Source organism: Aestuariibaculum marinum (genome assembly GCF_014596975.1).
GTDB lineage: Bacteria > Bacteroidota > Bacteroidia > Flavobacteriales > Flavobacteriaceae > Aestuariibaculum > Aestuariibaculum marinum.
The window spans coordinates 73,079-91,902 of sequence record NZ_JACVXD010000010.1 but is presented as its reverse complement, the minus strand read 5'-3'; the positions used below and the strand labels follow the sequence as shown (position 1 = coordinate 91,902).

Annotated in this window: 20 protein-coding genes; 2 read left to right on the top strand and 18 right to left on the bottom strand. The window is 36.0% G+C overall.

What is annotated here, in order from left to right; translation table 11 throughout:
* Position 1 precedes the first annotated feature (1 nt).
* From ICJ85_RS14065 to ICJ85_RS14025, 9 genes are all read right to left on the bottom strand, one after another.
* Complete coding sequence (locus tag ICJ85_RS14065; protein ID WP_188224434.1) at positions 2 to 619, bottom strand: arsenate-mycothiol transferase ArsC; 618 nt, start codon at positions 617 to 619, stop codon at positions 2 to 4.
* Positions 620 to 650: 31 nt separating this feature from the next.
* On the bottom strand, positions 651 to 1,118 hold the full coding sequence (locus ICJ85_RS14060) for a DUF6428 family protein (RefSeq protein ID WP_188224433.1): 468 nt from the start codon (positions 1,116 to 1,118) through the stop codon (positions 651 to 653).
* Positions 1,119 to 1,149: 31 nt separating this feature from the next.
* Positions 1,150 to 1,479 (bottom strand): ArsR/SmtB family transcription factor, encoded by a 330-nt coding sequence (locus tag ICJ85_RS14055; protein WP_188224432.1) that lies wholly within the window; start codon positions 1,477 to 1,479, stop codon positions 1,150 to 1,152.
* 138 nt (positions 1,480 to 1,617) lie between these two features.
* On the bottom strand, positions 1,618 to 3,141 hold the full coding sequence (locus ICJ85_RS14050; protein WP_188224431.1) for a sulfatase: 1,524 nt from the start codon (positions 3,139 to 3,141) through the stop codon (positions 1,618 to 1,620).
* Between the two features lie 133 nt (positions 3,142 to 3,274).
* Entirely contained in the window at positions 3,275 to 4,189 is a 915-nt protein-coding gene (locus ICJ85_RS14045; RefSeq protein WP_206688045.1) for a hypothetical protein, read from the bottom strand.
* A gap of 139 nt (positions 4,190 to 4,328) precedes the next feature.
* Positions 4,329 to 4,754, bottom strand: coding sequence for a hypothetical protein (locus ICJ85_RS14040; RefSeq protein WP_188224429.1), 426 nt, complete (start codon positions 4,752 to 4,754; stop codon positions 4,329 to 4,331).
* Between the two features lie 386 nt (positions 4,755 to 5,140).
* Positions 5,141 to 5,941: an anti-sigma factor gene (locus ICJ85_RS14035; protein WP_188224428.1), complete on the bottom strand. Its 801-nt coding sequence runs from the start codon at positions 5,939 to 5,941 to the stop codon at positions 5,141 to 5,143.
* 1 nt (position 5,942) lies between these two features.
* The gene (locus ICJ85_RS14030; RefSeq protein ID WP_188224427.1) at positions 5,943 to 6,473 is read right to left on the bottom strand and encodes an RNA polymerase sigma factor; all 531 of its coding nucleotides are present in this window, start codon (positions 6,471 to 6,473) and stop codon (positions 5,943 to 5,945) included.
* A 93-nt stretch (positions 6,474 to 6,566) separates the two neighbouring features.
* Positions 6,567 to 7,190 (bottom strand): YceI family protein, encoded by a 624-nt coding sequence (locus tag ICJ85_RS14025; RefSeq protein ID WP_188224426.1) that lies wholly within the window; start codon positions 7,188 to 7,190, stop codon positions 6,567 to 6,569.
* Between the two features lie 122 nt (positions 7,191 to 7,312).
* Between ICJ85_RS14025 and hemN the strand changes: the two genes are divergently transcribed.
* Positions 7,313 to 8,677, top strand: coding sequence for an oxygen-independent coproporphyrinogen III oxidase (hemN, locus tag ICJ85_RS14020; RefSeq protein ID WP_188224425.1), 1,365 nt, complete (start codon positions 7,313 to 7,315; stop codon positions 8,675 to 8,677).
* A 23-nt stretch (positions 8,678 to 8,700) separates the two neighbouring features.
* Here the strand turns inward: hemN and ICJ85_RS14015 are convergent, their stop codons facing one another.
* The 9 genes from ICJ85_RS14015 to ICJ85_RS13980 form a co-directional block, all read right to left on the bottom strand.
* A complete protein-coding gene (locus ICJ85_RS14015) occupies positions 8,701 to 9,144 on the bottom strand; it encodes a pyridoxamine 5'-phosphate oxidase family protein (RefSeq protein WP_241739554.1) in 444 nt (147 codons plus the stop codon).
* A gap of 269 nt (positions 9,145 to 9,413) precedes the next feature.
* Positions 9,414 to 10,115 (bottom strand): sulfite exporter TauE/SafE family protein, encoded by a 702-nt coding sequence (locus tag ICJ85_RS14010; protein WP_188224423.1) that lies wholly within the window; start codon positions 10,113 to 10,115, stop codon positions 9,414 to 9,416.
* Complete coding sequence (locus tag ICJ85_RS14005) at positions 10,115 to 10,561, bottom strand: FixH family protein (protein WP_188224422.1); 447 nt, start codon at positions 10,559 to 10,561, stop codon at positions 10,115 to 10,117. The genes ICJ85_RS14010 and ICJ85_RS14005 overlap by 1 nt, the downstream gene beginning before the upstream one ends.
* Before the next feature lie 13 nt (positions 10,562 to 10,574).
* Positions 10,575 to 11,999, bottom strand: coding sequence for a cytochrome c oxidase accessory protein CcoG (ccoG, locus tag ICJ85_RS14000; protein WP_188224421.1), 1,425 nt, complete (start codon positions 11,997 to 11,999; stop codon positions 10,575 to 10,577).
* A 40-nt stretch (positions 12,000 to 12,039) separates the two neighbouring features.
* A complete protein-coding gene (locus ICJ85_RS13995; protein ID WP_188224420.1) occupies positions 12,040 to 12,924 on the bottom strand; it encodes a cbb3-type cytochrome c oxidase N-terminal domain-containing protein in 885 nt (294 codons plus the stop codon).
* Positions 12,921 to 13,106 carry a CcoQ/FixQ family Cbb3-type cytochrome c oxidase assembly chaperone gene (locus tag ICJ85_RS16595; protein WP_241739553.1) on the bottom strand — a complete coding sequence of 62 codons (186 nt, stop codon included), beginning with the start codon at positions 13,104 to 13,106 and terminating at the stop codon, positions 12,921 to 12,923. The genes ICJ85_RS13995 and ICJ85_RS16595 overlap by 4 nt, the downstream gene beginning before the upstream one ends.
* Before the next feature lie 5 nt (positions 13,107 to 13,111).
* A complete protein-coding gene (gene ccoN / locus ICJ85_RS13990; RefSeq protein WP_188224419.1) occupies positions 13,112 to 15,304 on the bottom strand; it encodes a cytochrome-c oxidase, cbb3-type subunit I in 2,193 nt (730 codons plus the stop codon).
* A gap of 5 nt (positions 15,305 to 15,309) precedes the next feature.
* Complete coding sequence (gene ccoS / locus ICJ85_RS13985; protein ID WP_188224418.1) at positions 15,310 to 15,498, bottom strand: cbb3-type cytochrome oxidase assembly protein CcoS; 189 nt, start codon at positions 15,496 to 15,498, stop codon at positions 15,310 to 15,312.
* An 81-nt stretch (positions 15,499 to 15,579) separates the two neighbouring features.
* Positions 15,580 to 17,949, bottom strand: a complete 2,370-nt coding sequence (locus ICJ85_RS13980; protein WP_188224417.1) for a heavy metal translocating P-type ATPase — start codon at positions 17,947 to 17,949, stop codon at positions 15,580 to 15,582.
* Positions 17,950 to 18,058: 109 nt separating this feature from the next.
* On the opposite strand from ICJ85_RS13980, the gene ICJ85_RS13975 reads away from it, so the two are divergent.
* Entirely contained in the window at positions 18,059 to 18,736 is a 678-nt protein-coding gene (locus ICJ85_RS13975; RefSeq protein ID WP_188224416.1) for a Crp/Fnr family transcriptional regulator, read from the top strand.
* Positions 18,737 to 18,824 lie beyond the last annotated feature (88 nt).

Below are 18,824 nucleotides of genomic sequence, written 5' to 3'. Positions count from 1 at the left end.
ATTACGCTTTAATTTGTGAAAAAACATAGAATAATTCGGTAGCAATTTGAAGACTACGTTCGTTGTATTTCTCCGCTTGTTGCGGTGTGTTGTCGAACGCTTTTGGGTCTTCAAAAGTAATTGGGATACGCTTTTCTGCTCCTAAAATTATAGGACAACCTTTATCGGCAGACGAGCAAGTCATAATCGCAGCGAATTCAGATTGCGGATTAAACGCATCATCGTAAGTTTTAGAAAAGCCAATAACCGAATGTTCGTCTTCAGCATATTTAATACTATAAATGGGGTTGTTGCCTTCAGCAATTGTTTGAATATTGAAACCTGTATTTTTTAAGGTTTCAGCAGCCATAGGAAATAAGGCTGTAGCTTCGGTTCCGCCAGAATAACAGAATACTTGTTTTATATTAAAATGATGAGCGATTGTTTGTGCCCAAACCTGGGATAAATGACTGCGTCTGGAGTTGTGTGTGCAGATAAAATTTAAACGTACTTCTTTTTGAGTCGAAACTTTCTCCTGGATAAAGTCTATTAACGGTTGTAATGTTGTTTTACGTTCATCACTTACAGTATCGGTAGGTAAGTTTAGTAACGTTTGTTCAATGTTTTGGTATAATGCCATGTTTTAAAAATAATCTCTTAATATGTGTAAATTAACAACAACCGCTTCCCGGAACACAAGTGTTTGCTGCTTGTAATTCTGATAATTTTACTTTTGGTTTTTCTGCAGGAATACCACAATTGTCTTTTGCTAAACAATCGGTTTGTTTGTTGGTTAGTAAAAATGAAGTGCCATCGAAATCCAATCCGAATTTACCAATGGTGTCTCCCTGATATTCTACCTCAATTTCAGCGTCTTCAATATTCAAGGTGTTTTCTGAAAGCTCAATAATGTGTAATAATTTTTCAGGATGTAAACGGTGGTCGTAATCGTTAGCATTCCACAATTGAAAATTCACAATATTTTCATGTCTTACAGTTCCGCCACAGTCGATAAACGTTTTGCTTATTTTTCCAATTTCAGTTACGTGAAAATGACTTGGTACTAAGTCGCCATTGGGTAGTTGAAACGCGATGGTTTCTAAACTTTGCAGTGCTGATTTTACTTCTGATAGTTTCATAATACAATGATTTTAATTTTGTGTTTTAGGGTTAACAACAGGATGTTTTTGGTAAATCCTGATCTAAAAACTCGGTCATTACAACTTTCATTTTAGTCCATACTTCTGGATTGATGCAATAGCATACGCTGGTACCTTCAACCGAACCTTTAATTAATCCTAAATGTTTTAATTCCTTTAAATGTTGCGAAATGGTAGGTTGTGCTAAACCAATCTCGTCTACCAAATCACCGCACACACAAGTGTTAATTTTAAATAAGTGCTGTAGAATGGCAACACGAGCCGGATGACCGAAGGCCTTAGCAAATAAGGCAATTTCATTTTGCGAATCGGTAAATATTTCAGTTTTAGCTAAACCCATATTAATTGTTTTATTGCAATATTACGATTAATATAAAAATAGAGGAAATATATTTTCAATATTTTTCGTTTCAAGCATAAAAAAAAGCCTAAAAACTTATAAGGTTTCAAGGCTTTTTTTATGAGGACTTGTTTTTTCTTAAGGTTGAATAATTTTTAAAAATTGTTCGTCTTTTTCAGGATAAAGCGCTTGTTTTTCATTCATATCTTCCTGTAAAAGGTTCATCATAATTTTTAGTTGTTCCAGATTAGAATTAGCTAGGTTAGTAGCTTCAAACGGATCGTTAGTTAAATTATATAACTCATATTTTGGTGAGCCTTCAATTTGAAAATGGTAAACAACTTTCCAATTATCTTTTACAAAACTTGTAAAGTAAGGAGTTCTATGGTCGTGAGGAAAGTGATTAAGAAAAGTGTTATCACGTTTTTTATTCGTTTTACCTTTTAGTTGTTTTTGTAAGTTGAAGCCATCTAAACTATAAGATTCTGGTATATCGATATCTGTTAAATTACAAATGGTAGGGAATAGGTCTAAGATTGTTCCCATTTGATTTTCTATTTGATTTTGAGAAATTTTTAAATCCTTTTGAAGTTTAATTTTGTTATTCGGTGTAGCCCAAGAAGCAATGAATGGCACACGCATACCGCCTTCCCAGTGCATCGCTTTTTTACCTCGTAAGGGTTCAGAGCTACTGTAGTCGTTAGTTATAGGAAGCGGTGCATCAGACCCATTATCTCCTAATAACAAGATAAGTGTATTTTCTCCTAAGCCTAAATCTTTTACATGCGCGATGATATCTCCTAAAGATTTATCCATACCTTCAATTAAAGTGGCATATGCCTGAGCTTTTTCATCTTTACCTGAGTTTTTATAATGCTCTGCAAAACGAGGGTCAGATTGAAATGGTTGATGAACAGCATAATGGGCCATGTATAGGAAGAAAGGTTTTCCCTCTTTATGAGCATCTGTAATTTTATTATTAGCCTCTCTGGTAAGAGCTTCTGTTAAAAAGATGTCGTCCTTCCAATATTTTTCTAACCCAGGTACAGCTCGAGATTTTTGTCCGTTGAGATTGCCATAGCCATCACGACCATAATAACTCCCAGGGTGTCCGGCACCACAGCCACCAACATTTACATCGAAGCCTAAATTAATTGGATTTTCACCATCGTAGCCATTAGGTCCAAAATGAGCTTTTCCAACATGAATTGTTTTATAACCTTTTGATTGTAATAAGCGCGGTAAGGTAATAGAAGAACTGTTTAAACCTTCCCAATTCCAATCTGACGGACCATATTTGTTTTTGTTATTATGTTCTAAATGAATCCAGTTTGTTGTGCCATGGCGAGCAGAGTTTTGACCTGTTAGTATGGATGCACGTGTTGGAGAACACACCGAATGCGCATAAAAGTTTGTAAAACGAATACCCTGTTTGGCTAACTTTTCCATATTAGGTGTAATATAGTAGTCGTTTAACGGATATTTTTTAGGTTGACCATTTGCGTCTACTAAAAATGGAACAGAAGTATCCATTAACCCCATATCGTCTACCAGAAAGACGATAATATTTGGTTGCTTTTTCTGTGCAAAGGAAAAGACAGATAGGCAAAATGTAGATAAAAAGGTTAAAATTAAATACGATTTTTTTAAAGGTATGTTCATTATAAAATTTTAGGTTTTGTTTTAATCCTGTGCACGAACACAATAATTTTGGGTGTGAATATACTATTTTCTATTAAAAAAGCCTGTTTCTAGATAGAAACAGGCTTGAAATTTATTGAGAATTCTTGTTAATTTAAACGCCTAAATTAGATAACACAAACGATTTTGCATTAGCGTGTAATCTAATCCATAAGCCGGGGTTTGCGTTTAATTGCTCCTTAGCTTCTAAAGGATTTGAACTTATTTTTGTATTCAGCACGTTAGCATAAGTCTGAATTTTAGCAGGGGCAGAGTCGGCATCAACAACAGACTGTACCACTTTTTTAGCTTGTAAAATAGCTGCCGGGCCTAAGGTTAGAATGTATTGTGATGAGCGACATTCTGTCTCATCGCTTTCACTTACAACACTTCCGCCGGCTTTAAATTTGCTAATATGATGTTCTAAAATACTATTAGAAATAGGAATAATTCCAGCAACATGATGCTGCTGCGCTCCCGAGAACGGTTTAATGTATGCTAGATGTGAAGCCTGATTTTCTTCTGGACCATGACCAATAAAAAAGATGTCTAATCCGCCTAGTTCTTCAAGTTTTGTTAGGTAATCTATAAGAGCAGATTCTAAGTCATTAGTGTCTGTTTGCATAGGGGTGAAGCTTTTAATTTTTTTGAAAAAAGCATCACCTAAAATACGCTCAAAATCACGAACAAAACTAAGGCCATTTGCCATGCCCATAGGGGCTAAAGCATCCTGAGTGAATACATTCAATCGCGCTAATAAAGCATCTTGTTCGCCAGATTCTGCTAATTCCCCAAGTAAACGATGTAATTGTTGTGCGCCTCTACCACCAAGTAACGCGATGTTAATATCTCCTTCTTTAGCTTCAGCTGTTTTGTATAATTCATTTAACATGGCCTGACCAACCTCAGCTTCGGTGTTAAAGACAGTTGGTGTTACTCCATAATCTGTTATATTAAAATTGCTCGTGTCTTGCCTGGTTAACCACACATTATTATTTTCTTCTTGTCTTGAAAAATTAGAATTTTTCATACTCATTTTCTTTATTTATTGATGTGTAACTGATTACACATCTCGTGTTTTTATAATGTTTTACTTAGAGCAAAAGTAAAATAATTGAAAGTAAGAGTTAAAGGAATACGAGTTTTATTTAGGTTTAAAAAGCATGAATTTAGTTTTGCTTTTCATATTTAAAGCTACAACCTTCTATACAAACTGGTCCACTTGTCGGAATAAGGATAAAATAATTAGAATAGAACTCTAAGGTGTAGGTAATAAAGCCATCATCATTTTCGGTTTCGCTAGTAAAGTTCGGGCAGTTATATTTTAATATTAATTGATGCTCTTCTATAGAAAAATCTCCAATTGAACATTCAGCAAACATATCTGAAGAAAATATACCGGTTTCAAAAAACTCAAAAACTTTTCCGTTTTCCTGATCTACCCAATATTGAGGGCCACCTGAACTAATGTAAGATTGGGTATGTTTCCATGTTCCTATAAGTAATGATTCGTCGGCTGTAATAGGATCATCAGATTTTGTATCGCAACCAACTAAAAGGAGTAATACCGGAAATAGTAAAATTCGTAATGTCATGTCGAGGCTTTATGGTTTAGATGCAAATAGTAAAAGATGGTTGCGTGACATTACAGGAATTTATGAAAAATACAATAGTTTAATTATGTGTAAAATAAGCCTTTCTGATATTTTCAGAGTAATCAAATTAATCATTTTGTTTGGAAGATGTTCAGTCCGTTTTTAGGCTTCCTTCGATACAGATTCGATATTCCTTCGGGAATTATTCGGTAAAACCCTTATTTTACGAAGAAAACCTGAACAATTCCCGAAGGAATATCGAACCAAACCTCTAAAAAATCAATTTTTAAAGCTTTTAATAAGGTTATTAGAATTTAGTGGATAAAAAAATATCCCCTAAAAGCGCTAGAGGATATTTTTTAAGAATTTAATTATTAGTTTGTTAATTAACTCGCATTAACTACACCAAGTGTATAAAGGAATTCCATAGTTGGGGTTTCACTTCCGCCTGCTGGCTCTAAAGTAATACCAAAGGCCTCACTTGCATTGGCGTTTTCAATTTCAAATATTTTATTGTCGTCTGTTATAAAATCGTCGATAGTCCCTAAGCTAGTAGGTGTTAATGGACTTAAAGTTAAAGACCAAACCTGATAGACTTTACCTTCAGGAGGTTCTGGTAAGCCTTGCGCATCTAAATAAATACGATCGTTAGATTTATCCCAATACACATTAGCATAGGTGCTGGCAAAATTACCTTGACCGGCTAAAGGTATTTTGGTTATGTTATTATCTCTCAAAACAGAAATTAAAGTATTAGCTTCTTCCAGACTGCTATTGGCATTGGCAATTTGGGTTTCTAATAATTCCTGTTGTGTTTTACTTATCTGAATATCGGATTGTAACTGCTTGTTTTGAGTTACCGTCCAGAATAGACCTATAGCTAGAATTACCGATGCAGCCCAACCCGTGTAGGTTACCCAGTTGTATCTTGGCATAGATATAACTTTACTGTCGGTTCCGTTTAATCCTAAATGGGCTTTTATAGCCTGTAAAATTTTGTCGTTATTTTTTACTGGAGACACTGATGCCGTAAGTTTAATTACTGCGCTTTCAATGTCTAATACTTCTTGTAATATTTCAGGATATTGTAGCATGAGATTGTACACTTCTTTATTTTCCTTTTCAGAAAGTGCACCAGCTACATATAGCTCTAAAATTCCAGATTCTATGTAAGCTTGTATATCCATCTTATTCTAATACCATGTTTCTTAATTCTTTAATGCAGTTTCGGTTTCGGGTTTTTATAGTTCCCACGGGCATATCGAGAACTTCGGAAGCTTCAACTTGTGTGAAACCTTTAAAATAGAGGAGTTCAATAACTGCCTTGCATTTTTCTTTTAGTTTTTTTACGAATTTTTTGATTCCAATGGCGTCGGTTGAACTATCTAAGCTGTCGCTGCTTTCAAGAATATCTACGAAAAAATCGGCATCAAGGTTTTGTTTGGTTTTCTTAAATGCTTTAGATCGTGTTTTATCGATCGCTGCATTTCTGGCAATATTTAAAATCCAGGTAAAAAAACGGCCTTTTTCAGAAGAATAACTGCTTGCATTATGCCAGGCTTTAATAAATACATCCTGCATAACTTCTTCTGCTATATCTTTATCGCGAACAATATTGTAGATAACACCTTGCATGCTTTCACTATACATATTGTACAGAGTTTCGAACGCTTTTTCGTCCTTCTGCTTGAAGTTTTCAATTAGGGTTTCTAATTCCATATAGTTGATTAAGTTTCCGAAAAATAAGGAATTAAAAAGAAAAAGCTACTTAAAAAAGTAGCTTTTTGTATAAAAATGTTTTCGTTTATAAGGTTAATTCTTACGAAGATAAGTACTTACTTCAATAGCAACGTCTTCCCAGGTTTTGCTTACACCATCGGGTCCCGTATGTAAATCGAAACATACTTTGTTTAAGCTCTCAAGAGCGCCAAGGGCATCCCAGTCAGCTAAATTCATGGTTCCGGTCATTTTTACACGACGTTCATCGGTAATTTCAACAGTAAGCGGTAAATCTTTAGTCACCCCGTTCATGGTTAAGGTAGCTACGTAGTTACCGTTAGCCACTTTAATAGTTCCGTTTATAAGGTCGGTATCCAGCATAGCCCCAAAAAACGATTCTTTTAATTTAGCATCTCTGGAAGGATCTTTGGTGAATAAGCTACTAACCGGAATTGAAAAGTTTAAATTGTTTAAAGCTTCTTCGGCTGTAGCTCCAGACTTTTCATCGAATTTTAAAACCGTAAACTCACCACCAACAGGTAATTTATCGGTTGTTTTGTAAGCGGTCCATTTAACAGAAGTTGCTTCTGGTTTAGCTACAAATTTTTCGCTTGCAGCAACTTCCATGTTGCCTTCGGTTGTTGTTTCTTTTTTATTGTCTTTACAGGCTACAATGCTTAAAGCCAAAACAATAATCAGGTAACTTATTTTTTTCATGTAATCAGAATTTTTTTTGATGTGAAATTTAGCACTAATATACTAATTGCATATGTTTATACATGACATATATCATGTTTTTAACAAAAGAATAAGGATACTTTTGAATTTTAAAAACAACTATGTTAAAACAACTAACCAATAAATATAATGTAGCCGGACCAAGGTATACAAGTTACCCAACGGTACCTTACTGGAATCAGGATACGTTTTCTTTAAAAAACTGGAAATCGTCCTTAGTGCAGTCATTTCAAGCGAGTAATAGTACCGAAGGCTTGAGTTTGTATATACATTTACCGTTTTGTGAAAGTTTATGTACATTTTGTGGTTGCAATAAGAGAATTACAAAACAACACAGCGTTGAACCTGATTATATTAATGCGGTTTTAAAAGAATGGAGATTATATTTGGAGTTGTTTGATGAAAAACCGGTAATTAAAGAAATTCACTTGGGTGGTGGCACACCAACCTTTTTCTCTCCTGAACATTTAACTTATTTAATAAAAGGAATTTTAAAACACGCTGAGGTTGCAGAACATTATGAGTTTAGTTTTGAAGGCCATCCGAATAACACAACCCGAGAGCATTTGCAAGCTTTATACAATGTAGGATTTCGACGCGTGAGTTATGGTGTTCAGGATTATAATGAAACCGTGCAAAAAGCGATTCATAGAATTCAACCTTTCGAACATGTAAAACGGGCTACCGAATTAGCTAGAGAAGTGGGCTATACTTCGGTAGGTCATGATATTATTTTTGGTTTGCCGTTTCAAACTTTAGACCACGTTAAAGAAACCATTTTAAAAACGCAGGCTTTATTGCCCGACCGTTTGGCGTTTTACAGTTACGCCCATGTGCCTTGGATAAAAGGAAACGGACAACGCGGATTTAACGATGAAGATTTGCCTTCGGCAGAACTGAAACGCGAACAATATCAATTAGGAAAACAATTGCTTACCAATATCGGCTATCACGAAATAGGGATGGACCATTTTGCTTTACCAACAGACACCCTTTACGCATCCATGATTAACGGTAAATTGCACCGTAATTTTATGGGGTACACCTCATCAAAAACACAAGCCATGATAGGCTTAGGAGTTTCGTCTATTAGTGATAGCTGGTACGGGTTTGCACAAAATGAAAAAAGCCTTGAGGCGTATTATCAATTATTAAAAGAAAATAGTATTCCCGTATATCGCGGACATATTTTAAATACTGAAGACTTAATCATCCGTAAACATATTTTAAACCTGATGTGTCAGTTTGAAACCAGTTGGGCAGATGATACTTTATATTTTGAAGAATTACCCCAGGCTTTAAGTCGTCTGGCAGAAATGGAACGCGATGGGTTAATAGAAATTAAGAAGAGCAGTATTGTTGTAACATCAAAAGGCAAACCTTTTGTTAGAAATGTATGTATGGCTTTTGATGTGCTATTACAACGAAAACAACCAGACACCCAGTTGTTTTCAATGACTGTTTAGAATTTGTTATTTATCAGTGGTGACTATATTCTGAGTTTGCCTGTTATTTCGTCGACTTTTATGGCGTAAATAACAGGCGAATCTTCTTCTACCTTAGCCGAAAATTCCTGAATATAATCTAAATCACGTCCTTCGTTATTTAGTATCACTTCTTTTACACCTAACGAAAATTCATGTAACATAGCTTTAGCACCACTACCAGAAAGTTCTTCGTAAGTACCGTGAACTACAACCGATTTCCATTTGTCTATCGCATCGATTTCAGAAACTTCTAAAGCCACATTAGGATTCAACCGTAAGGCTTGAATTTTATGACCTTCACCTGAATATCCAATTATAATGCGGTCTTTATTGTATAGGTATGTAATGGGTACCACAAAAGGTCGGTTATTGTAAATATAGGCCAAATGACCAACGTAATTGTTGTGTAAAATGTACTCGCATTTTTGTAAATCTAAAGTTTCCATGAGCATTAGTTTTATTGGTTTTTAATCTGGCGGGCTCATTAATGCGTTTATAGAAATCTACCTTAGAGCAAAGCTCTAGAGGTGATAATAAGGTTAAAAGGTTTATTTAGAAGTAAACTTCAAAAATAATTAAATCTCGATTATCGAGTAAAGTCGATTCAGGGAACATTCATCTTTCAACACAAGAATTTACCATGTTTAAAATTACAGAATACCTAGTAGGTGAAAAATGATTAAAATCAGTTGGTTACAATTTTGAATAAGGATTGTTAATGGCAATCTATAGAACTGGTGGCAAGCTCCATAACAGGGCTAGGGGATAGGTAAGGAATGCCTAAACCTAAACCACGCAGAATAAATAATAGTCCTATAATCACTACGAACACAGGAACGGCTTTTTGTATACGTTGCTTGATATTACTGTTTAAAAACTTACCAAGATAGATGGCAGAGGTCATAAGTGGAATAGTACCTAAACCAAACAACATCATATATAAACTACTTTGAAGCGCCGATGACATAGTAATGGCAGCGAATACCGCCATATAAACCAAACCGCAAGGCAAAAATCCGTTAAGGAAACCAATGGTTAAAAAGGTGTCGGCTGTTTTCTTTTTCAGGGCTTTTCCTAAAGCCGATTTAACTTTATTAACACCTTTATAAATAGGTTTTGAAGCATTGTATTTATTAAATAGTTTGGTAGGAATAAGAATGGCTACAATCATTAAAACACCAATAGCAATTGATAATTGTTGTTGTACGCCAAACAGATAAAAGCTTTTTCCTATTAAACCGAAAAGAAAGCCTATAATACTATAAGCAAGTAGACGTCCGATATGATAGGAGAAAATTTGAGCAACTTTTTTAATAGAGTTGCTACGGTCTACAGGCAACATAAAGGCAATAGGACCACACATACCAACACAGTGGAAGCTTCCTAAAATACCGAATATGATTGCCGACCAAAGCATTAGTATACAATTTCTTTTTTATAGAGATAAGATTTTTCGTTATATTTCCAATCAACTTTAATGTTCCAGCGACCATCCAATAAACGTTTGTCAGGTATGAGCAAATTGTAGTTTGACAATGAAATAGGCGTTTCAAAGTCGAATTGTTTATTAGATGGTCTGTATAGGAACACTGTGCCTGTAACTTTCGTGTAATCTAGGTCACTAGGAAATTTAATAATCAACCCCTCTGTCGATATGTCGTAAGTTATATTTTGAGCTAAATTTTTAGCGTTATTTTCTTTATTTATGTCGTTTTGAAACTCCAGTTCCTGCCCGTAATAATCTTCAGTTACTAAATCGTGATCATATTTTTTATCAACACTCATGGTTATGATAAAATACATGATAAAGCTTATAAAGCCCACAAAGGCTAAGATTATGCCTGTTCCCCAATTGAATTTCATTCGTCTTAATTTTTTAATTATAACTTCTAGGTCCTAGAAAGTTTACACTCGTTGTTTCAATAAGCTCATCGCCGCTATAAACATCTATAGTTAGTTTGTTTTTATCGCCAGACAATTCACTTTGGTTAATCTCTATAAATAAAGTGCCTTCGGCTATACCTTGTTTAGGTACTTTAAAATTGTCGCTGGCCGAAACCAGTTTTATGTCCCCTTTAAACGTTCTGAGTTTAAAGTTAACATGCTCTATTTCTTTAACTGTTTTGTTAACCAGTTTGTAGGTGAAAATATTACTTATAACATGTTCGCCTTTACGTTCGTAAAGCTGTCCAGGTAAACGCAGTACAGTAGCTTCAACTTCATTTCGAAGAAGCAGAAGCCCTGTAAATACGCCTATTAAAATAGTTAAAACAGCGATATAGCCCTTCATTCGGGCAGTAAGTTTAAATTTTTGTTTCTTTTCTATTTCGTCTTCACTGGCATAACGAATTAACCCTTTAGGTAGGTTGATGCTTTCCATAATGTGGTCGCACTCGTCTATGCAAGCGGTACAGTTTACACATTCTAACTGCGTACCGTTACGAATATCAATTCCGGTAGGACAGACGTGAACGCACTGTAAACAGTCTATACAATCGCCGTGACCTAAAGCCTGACGGTCTTCGTTTTTTCTGAATTTCTTTCTGCCATTTTCGCCTTCGCCACGCTTATGGTCGTACGCCACGACTATCGATTTATTATCGAGAAGTACGCTTTGTAATCTTCCGTAAGGGCAAGCTATAATACAAACCTGCTCTCTAAACCAGGCAAAAACAAAGTAGAATACCCCAGTGAAAATAATAAGTGGAATAAGTGTGCTTAAATGATTAAACGGGCTTTCTCCTATGTATTGTAATAGTTTATCACTGCCAATTAAATAGGCTAAAAAGATGTTGGCAATAAGAAATGAGATGACTAAAAAGATGAACCATTTTAAGCTACGCTTTCTTATTTTTTCGGAATTCCATTCTTGGTTATCCAACCTGCGTTGTTTATTACGATCGCCTTCAATCCAGTATTCAATACGTCTGAAGACCATTTCCATAAATATGGTTTGCGGACAAACCCAACCGCAAAACACGCGCCCGAATGCCACAGTGAATAAGGTGATGAACACGACACCTATAATCATGGACAAAACGAACAAATAGAAATCCTGTGGCCAGAATGGAAAACCGAAAATATTGAAACGACGTTCTAAAACATTAAACATCAAAAATTGATTTCCTTGGACCTTAATAAACGGAGCGGCAAACAAAAAGGCCAGCAATACGTAGCTTGTTATCTTGCGGTACTCGTATAGTTTGCCGTTAGGTTTTTTAGGGTACACCCAGGCACGCTTCCCTTCGCTGGTCATGGTGCCAATACTATCTCTAAACGATTCGTTATTTGGTGCTTCCAAGTTGTTTTGGTTTTAGGTTTTTTGTTAGGTGTTTAACGTTTTAGTTTTCGTCGTTCCAAATTTCTCCTTCAGCAGCTTTAGGCTCGGCAGGGGTTGTGCCCTGAAAGCTTAAAACATAGCTTGATACCTGTGCGATTTCTGATGGTTTTAATCCGTTTTTAGACCAGGCAATCATACCTTTTCCATCACGGCCACCTTCAGAAATGGTTTTAAATACATTTTTAATACCACCGCCAAGAATCCAGTATTCGTCGGTTAAGTTTGGTCCGATACCACCACCACCATCAGCTTTATGGCAAGCCACACAGTTGGCATCGAATATCTTTTTACCGTTACTTAAATCTGAAGCATCGGTTAATAATTCAACGGTATTAAAATCTACTAAGTCTTTAGCTGTTTTTTTGTATTCTTCTATCGCTTTTTGCGCCTCGGCATATTCGGTATTTAATTCTTCGTATTGTCCTTCGCCATTAAATACGTGGAAACGTAATAAATAAATAGCGGCAAAAACAATAGAGGCATAGAAGCCGTATAACCACCAAGGTGGTAAGTCGTTATCTAACTCTTGTATACCATCGTAATTGTGGTCCAGAATAATTTCATGTTCTTGTTCAATGGGTTTGGTTCCTGCAAGTGCTTTGTAGGTCTTTTTAATCCATTGGATGAATTTTGATGATGTTTGTTTTTCGGCATCAAAACGCGCTTTGGCTTCTTCGTCTAAACTGTGATAAAGTATAGATTTCATTGAACTTACAATGCCTTCCATTGCAATTAGAATGAATAGAATAAGCAGTAAGAATAATGCTAAAAGCGGATATTCTACAAAAGCCGGTTTATCGCCGGAATCGATAAGATATTCTGCTAAGAAGAATATTGCAAAGAATATAATTGGAACTCTTAGCCATGAAGGGAAAGATTGTCTCATAATGTTTGGTCGTTTTGGTTTTCTAGTGGCAGGTGACTAACAGTTTTTATATAATCTTTTTTAGCAGTTACAACCCACCAGAATAGCACTACAAAAAAGATAAAAAAGATAAGCAGGGAGATGATGGGGTAGATCTCCACCCCGGTAATGGTCTCCATATGGTTTTTTATAAATTTCATCATGACGTTTAGTTATTAGTTGAAGACATTTCGGAATCTTTAACCTTAATATCGGTTCCTAAGCGCTGTAGGTAGGCAATAACGGCTACAATTTCACGATTACGCATTTCAACAAAATCTGCTCCACCAGCTTTTTTGTCAGCTTCGTAAGTTGTTGCAAAATCAGGATCGGTATACAGGTTTTTCTCAATTTGAGTTCCCTGATCTAACATATGCTGTTGTGCATTGATAATTTCCTCTTCGGTATATGGAACGCCTAAGCTAACCATAGCGCGCATTTTGTCTTCTGTTTTCGATTTGTCCAGCTCATTTTTAACTAACCACTGGTAAGCCGGCATGATAGATCCAGAAGAGGTGCTTTGAGGATCATACAAGTGATTTAAGTGCCAGTTATCTGAATATTTGCCTCCAACACGGTGTAAATCAGGTCCGGTACGTTTACTACCCCATAAGAACGGATGGTCGTAAACAAATTCTCCGGCTTTAGAGTATTCGCCATAGCGTTCTACTTCACTTCTAAACGGACGGACCATTTGGGAGTGACAGCCCACACAACCTTCGCGGATGTAAATATCACGTCCTTCTAATTCCAAAGGTGTATAGGGTTTAACACTGGTTAAGGTTGGGATGTTAGACTCCACCATTATAGTAGGAACAATTTGTACAATACCACCAATTAAAATGGCAATGGTTGCATAAATGGTTAATTTAATTGGTTTACGTTCTAACCATGTGTGCCATCCTTCACCTGCAACTCGGTGCTTAGAAACACGCTCTAGAGCAGGGGCTTCAGCTAATTCGTCGGTTACGACATTTTTAGATCTTTTAATAGTTGTAATGATGTTGTAGGCCAGGATAAACATTCCGAAGATGTATAACGAACCTCCAATAGCACGCATCCAGTACATTGGGATGATTTCGGTTACGGTTTCCAGAAAGTTACCGTAAACTAAGGATCCGTCGGGGTTAAACTGTTTCCACATACTCGCCTGAGTAAATCCGGCAACGTACATCGGTAAGGCATACATAATGATCCCTAAAGTACCTACCCAGAAGTGTGCATTGGCTAATTTTATAGAGTATAATTGTGTTTTAAATAATCTTGGTACTAACCAGTAAATCATACCAAAGGCAAGAAATCCGTTCCATGCCAGGGCACCAACGTGTACGTGAGCGATAATCCAATCGGTAAAGTGTCCAATGGCATTCACATTTTTAAGGGATAACATAGGCCCCTCGAAGGTGGCCATACCATAACCGGTAAGTGCTACCACCATGAATTTTAAAACCGGGTCAACGCGGACTTTATCCCAGGCACCACGCAGTGTTAGTAATCCATTAATCATACCACCCCAAGATGGCATTAATAACATCACAGAGAAGGCAACACCTAGGTTTTGTGCCCACTCAGGTAGAGCCGTGTAAAGTAAGTGGTGAGGGCCTGCCCAGATATAAATGAATATTAAAGACCAGAAGTGGATAATCGATAATCGGTATGAATAGATTGGTCGGTTTGCAGCTTTTGGTACAAAGTAATACATCAACCCTAAAAACGGTGTAGTTAGGAAGAAAGCTACGGCATTATGTCCGTACCACCATTGCACTAAGGCATCCTGAACACCGGCGTAAACCGAGTAACTTTTCATACCACTCACCGGAATTTCGATATTATTAAAAATATGAAGTACTGCTACAGTAACAAAGGTTGCTAAATAAAACCAGATAGCAACATATAAGTGACGTTGACGACGTTTTAAAATAGTACCAATTAAGTTCACTCCAAAGGCAACCCAGATTAAGGCAATAGCAATATCTATAGGCCATTCCAGTTCGGCGTATTCTTTTGATGTTGTGAATCCTAAAGGTAAAGAGATTGCTGCTGCCACAATAATTAATTGCCAGCCCCAGAAGTTGATGTTACTAAGCAAATCGCTAAACATTCTGGTTTTTAAAAGGCGTTGTGAGGAATAATACACACCGGCAAAAATGGCGTTACCTACAAAGGCAAAAATAACAGCGTTGGTGTGTAAGGGTCTTAGTCGTCCAAAGCTTAACCACGGAATTCCGTCGGTCATGTTTGGAAACAAAAATAAAAAGGCTAAGAGCAAGCCTACAAGCATTCCTACAACTCCCCAAAGCATGGTCGCAAATAAGAATTTTTTAACAATCTTGTTGTCGTAGTAAAATTGTTGTACTTCCATAGTAATTAATTGGTCTTTTCGTTTTTAATGGTTGTTTTCGATTGGTCTTTTACTAGTTCGTCTTCAAAAAGCATGCGTACCGAAGGGGTGTAATCATCATCGTACTGTCCTTTTTTAACAGCAACAATAAAAGCAACGAAGAAGACAATAGCCACCCCGATGCTAATTCCTAATAACATATATATAACACTCATACCTATTTGAAGTTACGGTTCAAAGTTAACCGGGCAAAACCTCTTAAAACATGACTTTTGTCATGTTTAAGGAATTAACCGTTATTTTATTCTCTTACCTATAAAATTTGTAGCAATCGTGGTAAATACCACGACACTAATAGAACTTAATGGCATTAATATCGCTGCAATAACCGGGGCTAATTGGCCGGTTACTGCAAAGTAGAGTCCGATACTGTTGTAAATAAAAGAAAGTAAAAAACTCCACTTAATTATAGTTATTGCCTGTTTAGAGGCTTTAATAAAATTGTATAGTTGATTAAATTTTGAAGCGTCTAAAATGGCATCGCAAGCCGGGGAGAAGACGTTTACATTTTCAGAGAGAGCAATCCCCACATTACTTTGTGCTAAAGCTCCGGCATCGTTTAACCCATCACCAACCATAAGAACTTTGGCGCCTTCGGTTTGATGGTATTTTATGTATTCGAGTTTATCGTCTGGTTTTTGGTTGAAAATCAATTTGGTTTTTGCTGGCAGAAGCTTTTTTAGGTTTTCCTGTTCACCGGCATTATCACCCGAAAGAATGACTAAATCATATTCTTTTTTTAGATTATTGAATAATTTAGATAAGCCTTTTCGGTAGCTATTGTAAAAGGTATATTTTCCTTTGTATTTATTATTGGTACTAATATGTACAGAAGTGTTTAATACCGAAGTCTCGCTACCACCAACAAAACTAGCAGAGCCCACTCTGATATTATCGTTTTGGTAAGAGGCCTCAATACCTTTTCCTAAATGTTCTTCAAAATGATTTAAGGAAATAATATGATGTTCATCAAGAATATCGTAAAGCGACCTGCTTAATGGGTGATTAGAACCACGAAGCGTGTTTTTTAAAAGAATTTCTTCGGAAGTCGATAATACATCACCTTCATACGTGGCTATACTTTTTTCATTAGATGTTATGGTTCCTGTTTTATCAAAAATAACTGTATTTATTTCGGCTAATTGTTCAATAACCGAAGCGTTTTTTACGTAGAATTTCAGCTTCCCAAAAATGCGAAGCAGATTTCCAAAAGTAAACGGCGCGGCTAAAGCAATAGCACAAGGGCATGCAATAATAAGGACTGCGGTAAATACATTCATGGCTTTAGAAGCATCAACAAACAACCAATAGGTGGTTGCCAAAATAGCAATAGTTAGCACTGCAATAGTAAAGCGCTTACTAATAGCATTTGTTAAGGTTGTAAAATGATCTTCTTTATTTGTGTTAAAGACATCATGACTCCATAATTGCGTTAGGTAACTTTGCTCTACCGATTTTAAAGCTTCCATTTCTATAAGTCCCGCAGTTTGTTTACCTCCGGCAAAAAGTTTATCCCCAGAATCTTTACTTATGGTTTTCGATTCACCAGTGACAAAGCTGTAATCAATTTGGGCGTTACCATTAATTAAAATACCATCGGCCGGAATTAATTCCTGGTTTCTTATCAGTAATCGGTCACCTTGTTTAATGTCGTAGACCTGTATTGGCGTTTCAATTCCGTTTTCTATTTTGGTAATAGCAATAGGGAAATAGGATTTATAATCACGCTCAAAGGATAAGAATGAATAGGTTTTTTGCTGGAAAAATTTTCCAAGTAATAAAAAGAATATTAACCCTGTTAAACTATCGAAAAATCCTGAACCTAAATCGAAAATGATATCGATGGTGCTACGGATAAAAAGGACTGCTATACCCAAGGCTATTGGGACATCTATATTTAAAAGTCCTTTGCGTAAGCCTTTATATGCTGAAATAAAATAGTCTTGCCCTGCATAAAATACTACCGGTAAAGAAAAGGAAAACATGAGCCATCGAAACAAGTGTTTGTATTGTTCTAACCAGTATTCACCCACTTCAAAATATTCGGGAAAAGATAAAAACATGACGTTCCCAAAAGCAAAACCTGCGATGCCTAACTTATAGATTAGCGAGCGGTTAACCTGAGCTTTGCCCGTTTTAAAATCATCGAGTGAGATGTACGGTTCATAGCCAATACTGCTTAAAAGAATTACAACTTCCTTTAAAGAAGTAATCTCAGAATTATAGGTAACCCGCACATTTTTTTTGCCGAAATTCACTTGAGACGCAGAAATACCCGGGTTTAGTTTATTGAGATTTTCAAGAATCCAAATGCAGGAACTACAATGAATATGTGGAATGTAAAGTGTCGCAATCTGGGTTTTTCCGTCATTAAATTCGGTGAGTTTTTCAATAATGTTTTCCTGCATTAAGAAATCATATTTACCCTCAATGTCTTTAGGTGTTGCACCCGGTGCAGCCTGTAAGTCATAATAACAGGTTAAGTCGTTCTCAGAAAAAATTTCATATACGGTTTTACATCCATTACAACAGAAGGTTTTGTCGTTGAATGTGATTGTTTGAGATTCACAAATATCACCGCAGTGGAAACAATGTTCTTGATCCATACAATTTGCTCATTTTTATACCTGTAACAAAATTCTCAAAAGAACTCCTTACAATATATGACTTTTATCATGATTTTTCATAATTTTACACGACTTAGAAATTTCTGGTATGAGTAAATGTGAACAGTGTATTGTTAAGCAGTTTAATTCTTTAAAATCGCTTACCAAAGACGAATTGGTGCGTATTTCTGGTTGTAAAACCTCAAAAGTCATCAAAAAGGGAGAAGTTATTTTTGAAGAAGGCGATGTGGTAAATGGCGTTTTTTGTATTCGCGATGGGGTCTGTAAATTATCAAAATTAAGTGCTAACGGTAAAGATCAAATTGTTAAGTTGGTAGTTAAAGGTGATTTATTAGGGCAACGTTCGTTGGTAACCGAAGAAACGGCTAATTTAAGTGCGGTGGCCTTAAACGATATGGAAGTGTGCTTTATTCCAAAATCTGAAATAATTAGTGATCTTCAAAAAAACACCAATTTTACCTTAGATGTATTAAAAGATATGGCTAACGATTTAAGACAAGCCGATGATATTATTGTCAATATGGCTCAAAAATCCGTACGTCAGCGTTTAGCAGAAACTTTGGTGTATTTGTATGAAAGTTTCGGTACTAATCCAGATAAAACTTTAAGTGTAATTTTATCTCGAGAGGATTATGCTAATATTGTTGGTACGGCAGTAGAGTCTGCTATTCGCGTATTATCTCAGTTTAAAAAACAAGGCTTAATTTCTACATCAGGTAAAAAAATCAAGATTGAAGATTTAGAAGGATTGAAGCGCGTAGAATAGAATCTATCAACATTCCTCTATGTGCCATAGATATTTCTAATTGATATATCATGTTTGTTGTGTAAAATTATAGTATTTTTATACAGCT

Excerpts from the sequence above, each read along its gene's own strand:
- ICJ85_RS14035 (WP_188224428.1), bottom strand. The coding sequence starts at position 5,941 with ATGGATATACAAGCTTACATAGAATCTGGAATTTTAGAGCTATATGTA.
- ICJ85_RS14025 (WP_188224426.1), bottom strand. The coding sequence starts at position 7,190 with ATGAAAAAAATAAGTTACCTGATTATTGTTTTGGCTTTAAGCATTGTA.
- ICJ85_RS14010 (WP_188224423.1), bottom strand. The coding sequence starts at position 10,115 with ATGCTTTGGTCGGCAATCATATTCGGTATTTTAGGAAGCTTCCACTGT.
- ICJ85_RS14060 (WP_188224433.1), bottom strand. The coding sequence starts at position 1,118 with ATGAAACTATCAGAAGTAAAATCAGCACTGCAAAGTTTAGAAACCATC.
- ICJ85_RS14055 (WP_188224432.1), bottom strand. The coding sequence starts at position 1,479 with ATGGGTTTAGCTAAAACTGAAATATTTACCGATTCGCAAAATGAAATT.
- ICJ85_RS14015 (WP_241739554.1), bottom strand. The coding sequence starts at position 9,144 with ATGGAAACTTTAGATTTACAAAAATGCGAGTACATTTTACACAACAAT.
- ICJ85_RS16595 (WP_241739553.1), bottom strand. The coding sequence starts at position 13,106 with ATGATGAAATTTATAAAAAACCATATGGAGACCATTACCGGGGTGGAG.
- ICJ85_RS14030 (WP_188224427.1), bottom strand. The coding sequence starts at position 6,473 with ATGGAATTAGAAACCCTAATTGAAAACTTCAAGCAGAAGGACGAAAAA.
- ICJ85_RS14050 (WP_188224431.1), bottom strand. The coding sequence starts at position 3,141 with ATGAACATACCTTTAAAAAAATCGTATTTAATTTTAACCTTTTTATCT.
- ICJ85_RS14040 (WP_188224429.1), bottom strand. The coding sequence starts at position 4,754 with ATGACATTACGAATTTTACTATTTCCGGTATTACTCCTTTTAGTTGGT.
- ICJ85_RS13980 (WP_188224417.1), bottom strand. The coding sequence starts at position 17,949 with ATGGATCAAGAACATTGTTTCCACTGCGGTGATATTTGTGAATCTCAA.
- ICJ85_RS13995 (WP_188224420.1), bottom strand. The coding sequence starts at position 12,924 with ATGAGACAATCTTTCCCTTCATGGCTAAGAGTTCCAATTATATTCTTT.
- hemN (WP_188224425.1), top strand. The coding sequence starts at position 7,313 with ATGTTAAAACAACTAACCAATAAATATAATGTAGCCGGACCAAGGTAT.
- ICJ85_RS14045 (WP_206688045.1), bottom strand. The coding sequence starts at position 4,189 with ATGAAAAATTCTAATTTTTCAAGACAAGAAGAAAATAATAATGTGTGG.
- ICJ85_RS14005 (WP_188224422.1), bottom strand. The coding sequence starts at position 10,561 with ATGAAATTCAATTGGGGAACAGGCATAATCTTAGCCTTTGTGGGCTTT.
- ccoN (WP_188224419.1), bottom strand. The coding sequence starts at position 15,304 with ATGGAAGTACAACAATTTTACTACGACAACAAGATTGTTAAAAAATTC.
- ICJ85_RS13975 (WP_188224416.1), top strand. The coding sequence starts at position 18,059 with ATGAGTAAATGTGAACAGTGTATTGTTAAGCAGTTTAATTCTTTAAAA.
- ccoS (WP_188224418.1), bottom strand. The coding sequence starts at position 15,498 with ATGAGTGTTATATATATGTTATTAGGAATTAGCATCGGGGTGGCTATT.
- ICJ85_RS14065 (WP_188224434.1), bottom strand. The coding sequence starts at position 619 with ATGGCATTATACCAAAACATTGAACAAACGTTACTAAACTTACCTACC.